This window comes from Holophagales bacterium, from assembly GCA_016699405.1.
GTDB lineage: Bacteria > Acidobacteriota > Thermoanaerobaculia > Multivoradales > JAGPDF01 > JAAYLR01.
Genome location: CP064972.1, coordinates 1,395,720 through 1,409,567 on the forward strand (window position 1 = coordinate 1,395,720; position 13,848 = coordinate 1,409,567).

General features: G+C 72.2%; 10 protein-coding genes. 3 read left to right on the top strand and 7 right to left on the bottom strand.

Features of this window, described 5'->3' with window-relative positions:
- Window positions 1–32: 32 nt before the first annotated feature.
- Window positions 33–602, bottom strand: a complete 570-nt coding sequence (locus tag IPJ17_06000) for a hypothetical protein (protein QQR75133.1) — start codon at window positions 600–602, stop codon at window positions 33–35.
- Window positions 603–812: 210 nt separating this feature from the next.
- On the opposite strand from IPJ17_06000, the gene IPJ17_06005 reads away from it, so the two are divergent.
- Both IPJ17_06005 and IPJ17_06010 read left to right on the top strand, forming a co-directional pair.
- A complete protein-coding gene (locus IPJ17_06005; GenBank protein QQR75134.1) occupies window positions 813–2,042 on the top strand; it encodes a HAMP domain-containing histidine kinase in 1,230 nt (409 codons plus the stop codon).
- A complete protein-coding gene (locus tag IPJ17_06010; protein QQR75135.1) occupies window positions 2,039–3,343 on the top strand; it encodes a sigma-54-dependent Fis family transcriptional regulator in 1,305 nt (434 codons plus the stop codon). Before IPJ17_06005 ends, IPJ17_06010 begins: the two co-directional genes overlap by 4 nt.
- Window positions 3,344–3,395: 52 nt before the next feature.
- Here IPJ17_06010 and IPJ17_06015 read toward each other — a convergent pair whose 3' ends face one another.
- The gene (locus IPJ17_06015) at window positions 3,396–4,001 is read right to left on the bottom strand and encodes a hypothetical protein (GenBank protein ID QQR75136.1); all 606 of its coding nucleotides are present in this window, start codon (window positions 3,999–4,001) and stop codon (window positions 3,396–3,398) included.
- Between the two features lie 257 nt (window positions 4,002–4,258).
- On the opposite strand from IPJ17_06015, the gene IPJ17_06020 reads away from it, so the two are divergent.
- Window positions 4,259–7,531 (top strand): PAS domain S-box protein, encoded by a 3,273-nt coding sequence (locus tag IPJ17_06020; protein QQR75137.1) that lies wholly within the window; start codon window positions 4,259–4,261, stop codon window positions 7,529–7,531.
- A 55-nt stretch (window positions 7,532–7,586) separates the two neighbouring features.
- On the opposite strand, the gene IPJ17_06025 is transcribed toward IPJ17_06020, so the two are convergent.
- From IPJ17_06025 to IPJ17_06045, 5 genes are all read right to left on the bottom strand, one after another.
- Window positions 7,587–9,077, bottom strand: coding sequence for a hypothetical protein (locus tag IPJ17_06025; GenBank protein QQR75138.1), 1,491 nt, complete (start codon window positions 9,075–9,077; stop codon window positions 7,587–7,589).
- A gap of 65 nt (window positions 9,078–9,142) precedes the next feature.
- Window positions 9,143–10,750 carry a vanadium-dependent haloperoxidase gene (locus tag IPJ17_06030; protein QQR75139.1) on the bottom strand — a complete coding sequence of 536 codons (1,608 nt, stop codon included), beginning with the start codon at window positions 10,748–10,750 and terminating at the stop codon, window positions 9,143–9,145.
- A gap of 105 nt (window positions 10,751–10,855) precedes the next feature.
- Window positions 10,856–11,407: a YbhB/YbcL family Raf kinase inhibitor-like protein gene (locus IPJ17_06035; protein QQR75140.1), complete on the bottom strand. Its 552-nt coding sequence runs from the start codon at window positions 11,405–11,407 to the stop codon at window positions 10,856–10,858.
- A 56-nt stretch (window positions 11,408–11,463) separates the two neighbouring features.
- Complete coding sequence (locus IPJ17_06040) at window positions 11,464–12,507, bottom strand: FAD:protein FMN transferase (protein ID QQR75141.1); 1,044 nt, start codon at window positions 12,505–12,507, stop codon at window positions 11,464–11,466.
- 62 nt (window positions 12,508–12,569) lie between these two features.
- Complete coding sequence (locus IPJ17_06045; GenBank protein ID QQR75142.1) at window positions 12,570–13,823, bottom strand: tyrosine--tRNA ligase; 1,254 nt, start codon at window positions 13,821–13,823, stop codon at window positions 12,570–12,572.
- Between the last annotated feature and the right edge of the window lie 25 nt (window positions 13,824–13,848).

The following is a 13,848-nucleotide window of genomic DNA, read 5'->3' on the forward strand; positions in this document are numbered from 1 at the left end:
CGCGGTTCCACCCGTCCGGCATCGAGACGCGTTCAGCGACGGGAGCCGACGCAGGCCGCGCGGCCCGGGCCACGCCCAGCGCGCGACTCCTGCTCGCGCTCGGCGCCGCACCGTGGACCCCGCTCGGCGCGGGCTCCCCGGTGCCGTCCGGCGTGCTCGCCGTCGCCGGCTCGGAGGCAGCGTCCCTCGCCCGCAGAGCCCCGTCCTTCGCCCCGCCAGGAGGGCTGCCCGGCCTCGTCGCGCAACGTCACCTTCTCGTGGGATGCCGACTTCTCGATCCATCCCACGACCCGGGCGTCGTGGCGGCAGGGGGCGTCGAAGGCCACCCCAGCGACGGCGTCGCCGGCGGCAAAGACGATCTTCTGGCGTTCCAGGACGTCAACCGGGCCGAGGTGAAGCCGCTGCTGCTCCTGGCCGTTGTCGAGCACGAGCGTCGTGCCGGCCCCCGGTTCGCGCTCCACGGTCACCACCTTGCCGGCGAAGGGGAGCGGTTCGCCGCTGCTCGACCGCGAACAGCGGTTGCCGCCAGGTCCCGCGAGAGCAGCGGTGGTGGCGGCGAGGGCGAACAGGGAGGCGAGAGCAAAGGGGGCGCGCGGGTTCATCGCGAGATCTCCGAATCGTGGCGCCGGGGTCATCCCGGTCGGCTCCGAACGGGTATCAAGGGCGATGCCAGGGGCGAGTGGGCCGAGAGGCGCTGTCCCCGCGGCTTCGCGCGCTCGGCCGGCAGCGACGAGACTGCAGCTCTTGCAGCCAGGCACTGCAACGGCTGCAGGGGATTCGCGCCGAGGCCCTCGAGAAGTACAGTGGTCGGCATGGACGACCGGCGAGCGAACCGCTGGGAGGTCGGCGCGGTGATCGCCGCAGTCGGGGCGGCCGCTGCTCTCGTCGCTCTCGGCTGGACGGCGGCACGCGGGCTGGCGGAGAGTCGAGAATCCGCTCTTGACGGCCGGGTGCTCCGCTTCGCTCACCGCATCGAGGCGGAGCTGCGCGACGTCGGACCTGCCGCGGCACCCGGTCTGCTCGCGACGATGGAGGACGAGAACGCCGACTGGATCGAGGGCATCGCGCTCGCTACTCCCGAGGGCGACTGGGAGCGGCGAGCGGGAGCCTCCGTCGCACGCCTGGAGCGCGATCCCGACCAGCGCGTCGAGCTCTCGCTGGGTCGCACCTGGGGTGGAGGGCCGCCCTCGGCCGGGCTCGCCACCGGCGGCGGCTGGCGCGGTGCGCGAGCCCCGGCGCGGCGGACGCTCGGCATCTGGGTCGACGCCGCCGTCCGAAGGCCCTCCCTCGTCGAGCGAGCGCTCCTGCCGGCGTCGAGCGCGGCGGCCGCGGCTCTCGTCGGCTTGGCCCTGGTGGCGGTCCGCGGGGCGCGACGCGAGCGAGCTCGCGAGCTCGAAGCGGTCGACCGGCGTCGCCTCGAAGGGCTCGGGCGGGCGGGAGCCGGTCTCGCCCACCAATTGCGCAACCCGCTCGCGACGGTCAAGGGCTCCTGTCAGTTGCTGCTCGAGGAAAGCGACGGGGACTCGCGCCCGCGGCTCGAGCGCATCCTCGGCGAAGTCGACCGGATGGACCGGCTGCTCGCGGAGCTGCTCGACTACGCCCGCCCTCCGACGGCGGAGCCCGCCATGCTGCAGCTCGAGCCCTTCCTCGCCGAGATCGCGCGGGGTGACGAGCGTGTGGTCGTGGCCTGTCCGCCGCATCTGGCCGCCACGGTCGATCCCGAGCACCTGCGGGAGATTCTGGTCAATCTGCTCGACAACGCCCGGGCGGTGAGCGACGACGGGAGCCGGATCGAGGTCGTGGTGCGGCGTCGCGGACGTCTTCTCGAGACCGACGTCGCCGATCGCGGCCCGGGTCCGGGCTCGAACCCCGAGGCCTGGTTCGAGCCCTATGCGACCGGTCGCCACGACGGCACCGGACTCGGCTTGCCGATCGCCCGCGCGCTGGCGATGGCCAACGGCGGCTCGCTCGAGCTCGTGGCGCGTCCCGGAGGGGGTGCCGTGGCGCGGCTGCGACTCCTCGCGGTGGAGGGCGGGGCATGATCGCCAAAGTCCTCCTCGTCGACGACGACGCGGCCTTTCGCGAGTTGCTGGTCGACATCCTGCGGGTGGACGGCTACCAGCTGCTCGAGGCCGGAGACGGCGTGCGGGCGCTCAGCCTGGCGAGCGAGCACCACGTCGATCTGGTGCTCACCGATCAGCGCATGCCGGGTCTCTCCGGCCTCGAGCTCGCCGGGCGCCTCGCGGCGCTGCCGCATCCCCCGGCGGTGGTGCTGATGACCGCCTACGGGACGATCCCGCAGGCGGTCGAGGCGATGCGGGCCGGCGTCGTCGACTACCTGACCAAGCCGCTGGCGAGCCCCGCGGAGCTCCGGAGGGTCGTGCGTTCGGCCCTCGGTCAGCCGGAGCGGGCGCCGAGCGGCGAGGAGTTCCTGACCCACGACGCGCGGACGCTCGAGGTTCTGGCGCTCGCCGACCGTGCGGCCGCAACCGACGCGACGATCCTCGTGCGTGGCGAGTCAGGCACCGGCAAGGAGCTGCTCGCCCGGCGCGTCCATCGTCGCTCCGCGCGGGCGCGCGGGCCGTTCGTCGCCGTCAACTGTGCGGCCTTGCCGGAGAGCCTGGCGGAGAGCGAGCTGTTCGGTCACGAGAGGGGCGCCTTCACCGGAGCCGTCCAGCGGCAACGCGGCCGCTTCGAGCTGGCGAGCGGCGGCACGCTGTTCCTCGACGAGGTGGGAGAGCTCGCCGAGCCGGTGCAGGCCAAGCTCCTCCGCGCTCTCGAGCAGCGAGCGATCGAACGGGTCGGTGGCACGGGGCCGGTGGGCGTCGACATCCGTCTGCTCGCGGCGACCCATCGCGACCTCGCCAGCGGGGCCGCCGAGGGGCGTTTTCGGGCCGACCTCTTCTACCGCCTCAACGTGGTGACGCTGGAGCTTCCGCCGCTGCGCGAACGTCCGGGAGACCTCGATCTGCTGGTGCCGGCGCTGGTGCGCTCGCTCGCCGATCGCCACCGTCTTCCGCCCCGCGAGCCCGATGCGGAGTGCTGGTCGCGGCTGCGCCGTCACTCCTGGCCGGGAAACGTGCGTGAGCTGCGCAACGTGCTCGAGCGGGCTTTGATCGCGGGGAGCGGCTCGACGATCCGGTCGGTGGATCTCCCGGTGCTCGACAGCGGCGGCGTGGGCGCTCCGAAGGGCGACGACCCGCTGCTGCTCGCCGAACGGGAGAAGCGGGCGATCCTCGAAGCCCTCTCGCGCACCGGAGGCAACCGCGAGCAGGCGTCGCGCCTCCTCGGCATCTCCGTACGAACGCTCTACAACCGACTGCGCGAATTCGGTCTGAGGTGAGCCGGCGAGGAGGGCTCGCGCGCCTCCTCGCCGGTCGAGCTCCGCGATCCGGTCACGAACCCGCGGCGCTGCCGAGCTCGCGCAGGTGCAACTGCCAGTCGCGGGTCGCCCGCGCGACGCTGCGGGCCGCCTCGGCGACTCGCGCCGGGTCGGGATCGGCGACGTCGAGCGCTCCGTCGAGCGCGACGAGATGCTGACGCAGGCGGTCGGACGAGGCTGTGAGATCGCGCTGTCGCTCCTCGATCCGGCTCGCCGAGGCGGCGTCGAGACCTTGGCGGTAGCTCGCATAGCCGGCCAGCATCTGATCGACCTGTTGGTGCAAGCGGTCGCGATCGCGCCGCGCCGCCGACGCGTCGAACTGGCTGCGGCGCGCCCCACGAGCGAGGTCTCGCGCCTGGTCGCGAGCCTGCTGCGCCGTGCCGTCGCAGCCGGCGAGCGGACCGCTTCCGGGCGTCGTGGCGTGGATCCTCTGGCGATCGCCGTTGGCCTGGCCGTGCCCCTGTCCGGACCGGCTCCCTCCTCCCGGTCCGAGCCCCGTCTGGCCTCCGCCGCCTCCGCCGCGCCCGCCGCGTTGGGCGACGGCCGGAGTTTCGAGCATCCCGGCGAGCAGAAGAACAGCGACCGTGGCGAGCGTGCAATAGCGTGCGTCGTGACTCATCGTGAACCTCCTTGGGGTCGAGTCCCGCGCCGATCTCCTATCGCACGGGCGGTGCCAGCGAGCGCCGAGCGGCGCTCGTAGCGTAACCGCCCTGAGATCAACGGGTTGGCGATGACGATCGAAGAGAGGCGAAAGCGCGCCAGCTCGCCGTCCTGCAAGATCTGCCGGACGACGGCAAGACATGCAGCTCGTCCGCCGCGAGCCTCCGGGGAAATGAATCCGCGGTCGGCCCCGTGCGAGCAGGCCGTTCCGGTGCGATGATTCCCGGCAAGCGCCGTCGCGGCGCGCGGCGATCGCCCATCGTCTCGCCGAACGGCAACCTGTCGATGATGCCGGACTCCCCCGAAGATCCACGACGCCCCGTGCGTTCCGCCAAGGACTCGCTCGAACCGATCTCGCGAAGCGAGCGCGAGCTCCTCTTCGACTGGATGCTCGACTGCACCGAGGAGGGTGTCCTGGTCGCCGACGAGCACGGGCGCGTCCTCCTGTGCAATCGGGCGGGCAGCGAGCTCTTCGGCCTGACCTGCGACGAGATCGCCGGCGGTCCGCTCGACCGGCTGCTGCCGCAGGCGATCCGCGACGAGCATCGCGAGTGGGTGGCGCGATTCGCCACCTCGAGCGACGGACTGTCGACGCCGCAGCCGATGGGCGAATTGCGCGGAGTGACGGCCCGTGGCGAGGAGATTCCGCTCGAAGGACGCCTGAGCAAGGTCGACATCGGCGGCCGGCGCTGCGTGGCGATCTTCTTGCGCGACCTGCGACCGCGGCTGGCCGAAGAGGCGGCCGCGCGCGGTCAGCTCGAGCTGCGCGAGCAGCTGGCGCGCATCGTCGAGACCTCGCCCGGCGTCGTCTATTCGTTCCGGCGCGGGCCCGACGGGAAGATGTCGTTCCCCTACATGTCGCCGGCGATCGAGAGACTCTTCCCGGTGCCGCGGGCGGCGGCGGCGCGAGACGGCACGACGCTCTTCGACTACCTCCACCCGGAGGACGTTCCGGCGCTCGCCGAAACGAGCGCGATCTCCGAGCGGGACCTGTCGCTCTGGCGCAGTACCTTCCGGGTGCGTCATCCGGAGCGCGGCGAGATCTGGCTCGAAGGGTGCTCGTCGCCGGTGCGCGAGGCCGACGGAGGAACCGTCTGGCACGGAGTGGTCACCGACGTGACCTTGCGACTCCGCGCCGAGGCGACCGTGCGGGAGGCGCTGAGCCTGCAGCGCGCCACGCTCGATGGACTCTCGGCCCATCTCGCCGTGCTCGACACCGACGGGCGGATCGTCGCGGTGAATCGCGCCTGGAGGGAATTCGCCGTGGCCAACGGCGTTGTGCTCGCGGCGGTGTGCGAAGGGGCCAACTACCTGGAGACGTGCGATCGCGTCGAAGGGGTCGACCGGCCGACGGCGGCTCGGGTCGCCGCGGCGATCCGCGCCACGATCGCCGGCACGACCGGCTCGGCGAGCTTCGAGTATCCGTGCCACTCGCCCGATGCGCAGCGTTGGTTCGTCGTACAGGTCACGGCGATGGACGGAGCTCCGCCGCGTCGGGTGATCGTCGCCCACGAGTCGATCACCGAGCGGAAGCTGCACGAAATGGCGCTTCGCGCCAGCGAGGAGCGCTACCGGGCGCTCATGGAGACCACCTTCGATTGGATCTGGGAGGTCGACGCGAGCGGGCGCTACACCTTCGCCAGCCGACGCGTTGCCGACCTTCTGGGCTACGCACCGGAGGAGATGATCGGCCGCACTCCGTTCGAGCTGATGCGCCCCGACGAGGCGGAACGGGTCGCCGCGCTGTTCGCCGGAGCCGTCGCCCGCCGCGAGCGTCTGACCGCCGTCGAGAACGTGAACCTGCACCGCGACGGTCACGAGGTCGTCCTCGAAACGAGTGGCGTCCCGGTGTTCGATGCCGCCGGCGAGCTCACCGGCTATCGCGGCATGGATCGCGACATCACCGAGCGGAAGCGAGCCGAAGCGGTCTTGCGCGAGCGCGAGGCGCGTTACGCCGCGCTGGTCGAGACCTCGCCCGAGGCGATCTACGTCAATCGCGAGGATCGCGTGACGCTGGTCAATCCGGCCTGTCTCCGCCTCTTCGGCGCCACGAGCCCCGAGGAGCTCCTCGGCCGTCCGACGCTCGAGCTCTTCCATCCCGATTTCCACGAGGCGATCCGCGAGCGGGTGCGCCGGTTGCGCGAGCTCGGCGAGCCGGTTCCGCTTGCCGAGGAGCGGATCGTGCGGCTCGACGGGCAGACCGTCGACGTCGAAGTCGTAGCGGCTCCGTTCCTCGATCAAGGTGTCCGCGCCATTCACGTCGTGCTGCGCGACCTGACCGAGCGCAGGCGCCTCGAAGCGGTGCGGGTGAGCTCGCAGAAGCTCGAGGCGCTCGGCACGCTGGCCACCGGCATCGCTCACGATTTCAACAACCTGCTGCTGGCGATCCGCGGCAATGCGCGGCTCGCCGCCGCCGACTCGCCCACGGGAGGGGAGGCACGCACCAGTCTCGACGAGGTCGAGAAGGCCTGCGTTCGCGGCGCCGAGCTGGTGCGCCGCATCCTCGCCTTCGGCCGGCCGGAGATGCCGCGCCGCGAGATCCTCGCCGTGCGACCGATTCTCGAGGAGGCCGTCGCGCTCCTGCGGGCGACGCTTCCGGCGCGGATCACCCTCGACGTCGACGCCGGTCCGGCCGAGCTGCGGCTCGAAATCGACGGCGGGCAGCTCCATCAAGCGGTGGTGAACCTGCTGGCCAACGCCGGCCAGGCGATCGGCGAGGCGAGCGGGCGCATCGCCCTGCGGGTCGAGACGATCGACGTCGGGCCGGAGCTCGCTCGCGAGGTGGCGGAGCTGCAGGAGGGGCGATACGTCCGCATCCGGGTGACGGACGACGGCTGCGGCATGTCACCGGAAGTCGTGCAGCGGGTCTTCGATCCGTTCTACACCAGTCGTCCGCCGGGGATGGGCTCGGGGCTCGGCCTTTCGGTCGTCCACGGATTCGTCGTCGGTCACGCCGGAGCCGTGGGGGTGAAGAGCCGGATCGGGGGGCCGACCGAGTTCGCGCTCTATCTGCCGGCGGTCTCCGCCGAGGCGTTGCAGCGCGCGGCGAGCGACGCGATCGAGCCGGCCCCGTCGCAGTCGCCGAACGGGTCGGCAACCGAGCGCACGAAGAGCCGGCTCCTCTACGTCGACGACGACGAGGCGCTGGTCTTCCTGGCGCGCCGGTTGCTCGAGCGTCGGGGCTTCGTCGTCCACGGCTACGTCGATGCCGACGAGGCGCTCCGGGCGCTCGAGTCCGACCCGCAGGCGTTCGACGCCCTGGTGACCGACCTGTCGATGCCGCGGCTCTCCGGGCTCGAGCTCGCCGAGTCGGCACTCGCCCTGCGCCCGGCCCTTCCGGTGGTTCTGCTCTCCGGCTATCTGCGCCCGGAGGACGAGGCCGCCGCCGAACGCCTCGGGATTCGCGCCCTGATCCTCAAGCCCGACACCGTCGAAGCCCTCGCCGAAACGCTCGACCGGCTGCTCGCGGGGGTCGAGCCTCGGGGCTGAGTCCCCCCGCGGGATCGTCCGGGCGACAGCCGGCTCGGACGTCCCGGGGCAAGGATCAGCTCGAGATCGCCGCGACGATCCTCCGTGCGGCGGCCTGAGCGTCGTCGCCGGGGTTGCGCGCGATCGGCAGATCGGGCTCGACGCCCTCGGCTTCGTTGCGGCCGTCGGCGCGGAAGCGGACGCAGTCGGGGGCGCGCACGGTCAGGCCGGTTGCCGGGAGCTCGAGGGTGACGCCGCCGTCGGTGTAGCCGCAGCCGACGCCCATCGTGCGTTCGCCGGCAACGCGCGCCGCACCGGCGTCCTGCAGGCTGGCGGCGAAGTCCTCGGCCGCCGACGCGGTGCGACGGTCGACGAGCACGACAAGCTCGCCGCGCCAGGCGCCGGGCCTCCGGCCGTCCTCGCTGCCGGCGAGCCAGCGGCTCTCGAGGCCCGCGAAGTCGGCGGCGGTGGCAGCGGGAGCGAGCGGCTCGAGTCGGCCGATCGTCGCGCACGGGAGCGACGTTCCCGTGGGGCTCGACCAGAGGTCGGGCAGATCGCATGGACTCGCCGCTTCGGCGATCGCGGTGTCGAGGCGGAGAAGGGCCTCACCGAGCAGCGCCCGTTGCCGAGTCGAGAGATCCGATCGGGAAAGATCGGTCCGCAGGTCCTCGGCCATCGCGGTGAGCCGCCGGGTCGAGTGGGGATGGCGGATGAAGCCGGTCGCGCGCGGTGGAATCGGCCGGGTCGTCATGGCCCGAGTCATCGCGCCGACGATACCGCTGCCGCCGCCGTTGCCGGTGATGTCGACGAGCAACGTGTTCGCCCCGCTCGTCGTGAGCTCGGCGAGCTCGGCGAGCTCGGCGTCGAGCCGATCGAGCAGCGCTCGTTCCAGCCGCGTGGCGAACCGCTCACGGCAGTCCTCGTCGCACGCCGCCTCGGGTGTCGTCGGGTCGGTGCGGAAGCGGTCCCACTCGGCCGCACAGAGCTCAGGAAAGGCGAAGGCGTCGAAGAGGCCGATCCGCAGGATCGCGAGCGGTCCTGCGTCGGCGCGGCGAAGCAACCCGGCCGGGAACGGATGGGTCGCGGCGTCGCCGTCGAGAGGGGTGAATCCGTCCAGCGTGGACCAGGCGATCGGGCCGTCCCGCCGATCGTGCGCGCCGAATCGGGCGCAGGCGTCGTCGCCCGGCAAGGCAAGAGGAATCGGCCGGGCATCGCGGCGCTCTCGGCCGAGCAATCGCCGCAGCAGCCGCTGTCCCGCACCGACCGGGGCAGCGGCCCGGAAGTGCGCGTCGTCGAAGGCGGCGACGAAGCGTTCGAGCGCGTGGCGGGCTTCCGACCGGCTGCTGGCGCGTGCCAGTGCGGCACGCGCGACACGGTCGAGCTCGCGCGGCGAGAGGTGCCGGCTCGCCAGGCGGTCGCCCAGGTTGGCGTAGGCGGTGGCGGTGTGCCTCTCGAGTCGCTCGAGGTCGGCGACCCAGGCGGCGCGCGTGCTCGCGCTCGGCCGCGAGAGCCACCAGAGCGAGCCGAGCCCTCCCATCAGCACGAGGGCGGCGAGAGCGCGTCGCATCGAACCCTCCTACGCCGAACGCCGCCGCAGGTTGCCCGCCGGCGGCGTCGGCCCGCTCCCGGTGCCTACGAACAGTTGGCGAACGCGTGGACGTCGCGGATCGCCGTGAACGGCCGCCCGCCCGGGTTGAAGTAGCGCCGCGTCCGTCCCGTCCAGGTGTCGACCACGGTGACCGTGACCTCGAGGTCGGTCACGCCGCCGACGAAGATCCACGCGGCGTCGTTGATCGCGCAGCCGTCGAGCACCTTGACGACCACCTCGACGTTGTCCGGCGAGAAGAACCAGAAGCCCGCCGAGTCCCGCCCGAGCTCGATCGCCGTCCCGCCGCCGGTGAAGGTCGGAGCAGCCCAGTCGACCTTGACGCGGTAGCGGTCGCCGAGCAGACAGGGCTCCGCGGTCTCGGCGAGGCACGGCCCCGGGGTCTCGATCGGCGCGAGGTGCGAGAAGTAGACCTGCTCGGCGAGCCGGCGACCCATCTCGAGACCGACCCGGTTGTCGTACTGCCAGTGGATGCCGCCGTAGATGCGGCTCTGGCCGGCCTCTTCGGCCGCCTGCCAGAAGCCGGTGAAGGAGCGTTCGACCCCGGGCATCGCCGCCGTGGTGGTGTCGAAGGCGAAATCGTCGCCGTCGAAGAAGAGACCGAGCAGCCGCGCGGCTGCGCCGCTGAAGGTGCTGTGGCCGGAGACGTAGGCGGGGAAGTTCGGCGTGGTGATGAACGGCGTCCAGCTCGCATCGGCCACCGTGGCCGGGTTGCCGTCGCTCGCTGCTTCGCGAATGCCGGTGATTGGGCGCCAATGGCCGTAGGTGTACTTCATGTCCCAGGCGGCGATCGCCGCGTCGGCCTCGGAGATGGCGAGCAAGGCGAACAGCCGGGCGCTCGCGACGAGCGAGAGCCCTTCGCGTTCGGCGATCTGCTGGGCGATCTCGTGCCAGTGTCCGGGCGGGGTCGCGGTGCCCGGTCCGTCGGCCCAGAAGAGCGCGATTTCGGTCTGGTCGGCGGTGCGCTCCAGGCTGTTGATCGCGCCGAGACGCTTCACCTCGTCGAACGCCGCGGCATACTCGGCGGTCATCGGAGCGGGCGGTGCCGGAGCGCGGAGCTCGGAGCCGCGCGCGAGGCTCCAGGGCATGACGTACGGCCAGTTGGGAAATGCCGGTGCGGCGAAGGCGGGCGGCGTCGGCTCCCACCAGGAGGCGCCTTCCGGCCCGCTGTAGGGAACCACCGCGGCCGCGCCGTCGGCGGCGCGCAGAGCGAGGATCGCCGCGGCGACGTGATGGCCCCAGGCGATCCCGTTGGTCTCGGCGGCGCCGTCCGGGATGGTGGCCAGCGAGCTCGTCAACGCGGCGTCGAAGGTCGCCTGCTGTGCGGGGAAGAGCTCGCCGAGCACCATGTGTGCCGCGGCGGCCGCCGCGGCCTCGGCCGACAGCGGGAGCGGCCCCGCCGGTTCGGTGACGGCATACGGTTCGTAGCCGCCGAGCGCGCCGACGACCGAGTCGTACATCGCCACGTGGGTCATCGCCATGGCGCGCGAGGCTTTCGGTGGCGGTGTCCTGTCGACGCGAACGGCGCCGAGCAGTACGGCGTTCCAGTCGCGCACGACGTCAGCCGTGAGCGGATGGGTGCCGAACAGCGCGAGCGCAGCGAGAGCGGAGAGGCGCACGGAGATCGAACGCATGGTTCCTCCTGCAGGTGCCGACAGCGTGAGTTGTGGCGCGCAGACTAGTGCAACAGCCGCCATCTCGGGAAGCGGAGCTGCCGGATCGGCAAAGCCGCCGGGAATCTAGCGCCGCAGGTAGGTGCCGACGAGCTCGGCACGCGCCAGCACATGACCGGCCATCGCGTTCTCGAGCGCCGCCTTGTCGGGCCGGGCGAGCTGCGGGAGGGTCGTGTCGAGCGCGAAGAGCTTGAAGAAGTAGCGATGCCGGCCGATCGGCGGGCAGGGCCCGCGCCAGCCGGAGCGCCGCCAGTCGTTGAGCCCGTCGCGCGCGCCGGGCGGGAGCCGCTCGCTCGCGCCCTCCGGCAGAGCCGTCGTCTCGGGCGGTAGATCGAAGAGCACCCAGTGGACCCAGGTCATCTTCGGTGCCGTCGGGTCGGGGGCGTCGGGATCGTCGACGACGAGCGCGAACGACCGCGTGCCGGCCGGAACGCCGCTCCAGGCGAGCGGCGGCGAGAGGTCCGCCCCGTCGCAGGTGTGGCGAGCCGGAATGGCGGACTGGTGGGCGAAGGCGGTCGAGGTCAGTTCCATGGGAGCCTCCGGCGCCGAGCCGGCGGCGATCGCCGCGGCGAGCGCCAGCGACGCGGTCCAGGCAAGCGGTCGAACGGGGCGGTTCATCGTCGGCCCTCGTCGACGATGGTACTCCTCACCCCGACAGGCGTCTGCCGCCGGGCTCACTGGGGGCGGAGCGTCGACCAGCGCGAGCCCTCGAAGAGCGGCTCGCCGACGCCGGATCCGACCAGCCAGAGCACCGCGGGTGCCGGGCGCAGCGACCCGAGCAGAAGCTGTCCCTGGGTCGATCCGGCGACGAACATCGCCGTCGCCACCCCCTGGGCGTCGACCGCGAGATCGCTCGCCGCCAGGGCCGCGACGAGGCCGTGCGACGGCTTGCCGTTGCGCAGGTCGACGTAGGGGGCGAATCGTTCGCCGGCGATTTCGATCGTCGCGTCGTCGGAAGTTGCCGCGGCCAGCGCGCGATCGCGCAGGACGACCGGAGCGAGCGGTTCGGCAAGTCCGGGGAAGCGCAACCCTTCGACCATCCAGCCGCGGTTGCGCGGCCCGGGTCCGAAGGCGCGGAGCACCCGCCCGACGACGACCCGAGCGTTCGTCACCCCGTCGCGCCGCAGTCGGTCGACCGCCCGGTCGACCGCCCAGCCGCGCTCGAAGCCCCAGAGCTCGATCCGGCTGCCCGCCGCCAGGGAGGCCTTGCCGGTCCGCCGATCGACTTGGAGTCGATCGCAGCGCGCGCTCTCGGCGGCGCGGCTCAGCACTTCGGGGATGGGGAGGGCGGGAACCGGGCGGCGCAGCCCCCAGTGCGCGTAAAGCTCACCGCCGAGCGGTCCGAGACGACCGTCGCTCCACAGACAAAAACCGAGCGCGCGCTCCAGGAGCTCGAGCAGAGCCGGGTCGAGCGCGACCGCCCGGCCGGCGCTCGTCGCCAGCGCAGCGAGCGGGCCTTCGGGGGCGAGCGCCGCCTCCGCCGCGGCGAGCTCGGCGAACGCTGTGCGCCCTGCGGCTTCGGCCCGGTCGCCGGGGAGACCGGCGATTTCGACCGACGCGGGTTGCCCGAACGCGCGGCCCTCCAAACGGACCGCGGCGGCCGGCATCGCCGCTTCGGTTCCGGCGGGAACGGTCTGGCCGACGAGTGGCACGGCGCCGACCAGCAACGCGACGAGCGACGCAGCCGGGGCCCGGCCGATGGACGAGAGGGAAAGCACGACCCGCATCCTATGCGCCTTGGCGGAGAGACGCTCCCGGCTGCGGGGGCCCGGCGAGGCGATCAGTCTCCCGGGCTGACGACGAGGCGTGCGAAGCGCCGCTTGCCGACCTTGACGACGTAGCCATCGGCACGCGGGGCGATCCGCGCCTGAGGATCGCTCGCCCGTTCGCCGTCGATCGACACCGCACCCTGGTCGAGCAGGCGGCGCGCCTCGTTGCGGCTCGGAGCGAGCCCGGTCTCGACGAGCAATCCGAGGAGCGGCCGCTCGCCGGTGAGGGCGATCTCCGGCATGTCGTCCGGCACGCCGCCCGAGGAGAAGACCTTCTCGAACTCGGCCTCTGCCTCGCGCGCCGCGTCTTGCCCGTGGAAGTCGGCGACCAGCAGCCGCGCCAGCTCCTGTTTGGCGGCCTTCGGATGGAGCTCGCCGGCGGCCAGGCGGCGCTTGCGCTCGTCGACCGCGTCGGCCGGCAGGTCGGTGAGCAGCAGGAACCAGTCGCCGAGCAGCGTGTCGGGGATCGACATCGTCTTGCCGTAGATCTCGGCGGCCGAGTCCTCGACGGCGATGGCGTTGCCGAGGCTCTTCGACATCTTGTCGTGGCCGTCGAGGCCGACGAGGAGCGGAACGGTGATGACGACCTGCGGCTCGAGCCCCTCTTCCTTCATCAGGTCGCGCCCGACAAGCAAGTTGAAGATCTGGTCGTGGCCGCCGAGCTCGACGTCGCAGCCGAGACCGGGGATCTTCGCCATCTCGACGGAGTCCTTCCCCTGAACGAGTGGGTAGAGCAGCTCGTGGAGCGAGATCGCCTGGTTGGTCTGATAGCGCGTACGGAAGTCGTCACGCTCCATCATCCGCGCCAGCGTCCAACGCCCGGCGAGGCGGATCATCCCTTCGGCGCCGAGCGGCGAGAGCCATTCGCTGTTGTATCGCACCACGGTGCGCTGGCGATCGAGCAGGCGGAAGACCTGGCTCGCGTAGGTCTCGGCATGGGCGAGCACCTGCTCGCGCGAGAGCTGCGGCCGCGTCGCCTTCTTGCCGGTCGGGTCGCCGATCATCGCGGTGAAGTCGCCGACGAGGAAGACCACCTGGTGGCCGAGCTGCTGGAAGTGCCGCATCTTGCGGATGAGCACCGTGTGCCCGAGGTGGAGATCGGGCGAGGAGGGATCGAACCCCGCCTTGACGGTCAGCGGCTTGCCGGTGGCGCGCGAGCGCTCGAGCTTGCGGCGCAGCTCGTCTTCGGAGACGAGGTCCACCGCGCCCCGCTTGAGCAGCGCGATCTGTTCTTCGACGGGAGGGAACTCCTGCTTCTCGGCCATGGACAGGGAAGCTTAGCAAACCGAC

Coding starts and splice junctions, on each gene's coding strand:
- IPJ17_06000 (QQR75133.1), bottom strand. CDS start 602: ATGAACCCGCGCGCCCCCTTTGCTCTCGCCTCCCTGTTCGCCCTCGCC.
- IPJ17_06005 (QQR75134.1), top strand. CDS start 813: ATGGACGACCGGCGAGCGAACCGCTGGGAGGTCGGCGCGGTGATCGCC.
- IPJ17_06010 (QQR75135.1), top strand. CDS start 2,039: ATGATCGCCAAAGTCCTCCTCGTCGACGACGACGCGGCCTTTCGCGAG.
- IPJ17_06015 (QQR75136.1), bottom strand. CDS start 4,001: ATGAGTCACGACGCACGCTATTGCACGCTCGCCACGGTCGCTGTTCTT.
- IPJ17_06020 (QQR75137.1), top strand. CDS start 4,259: ATGATTCCCGGCAAGCGCCGTCGCGGCGCGCGGCGATCGCCCATCGTC.
- IPJ17_06025 (QQR75138.1), bottom strand. CDS start 9,077: ATGCGACGCGCTCTCGCCGCCCTCGTGCTGATGGGAGGGCTCGGCTCG.
- IPJ17_06030 (QQR75139.1), bottom strand. CDS start 10,750: ATGCGTTCGATCTCCGTGCGCCTCTCCGCTCTCGCTGCGCTCGCGCTG.
- IPJ17_06035 (QQR75140.1), bottom strand. CDS start 11,407: ATGAACCGCCCCGTTCGACCGCTTGCCTGGACCGCGTCGCTGGCGCTC.
- IPJ17_06045 (QQR75142.1), bottom strand. CDS start 13,823: ATGGCCGAGAAGCAGGAGTTCCCTCCCGTCGAAGAACAGATCGCGCTG.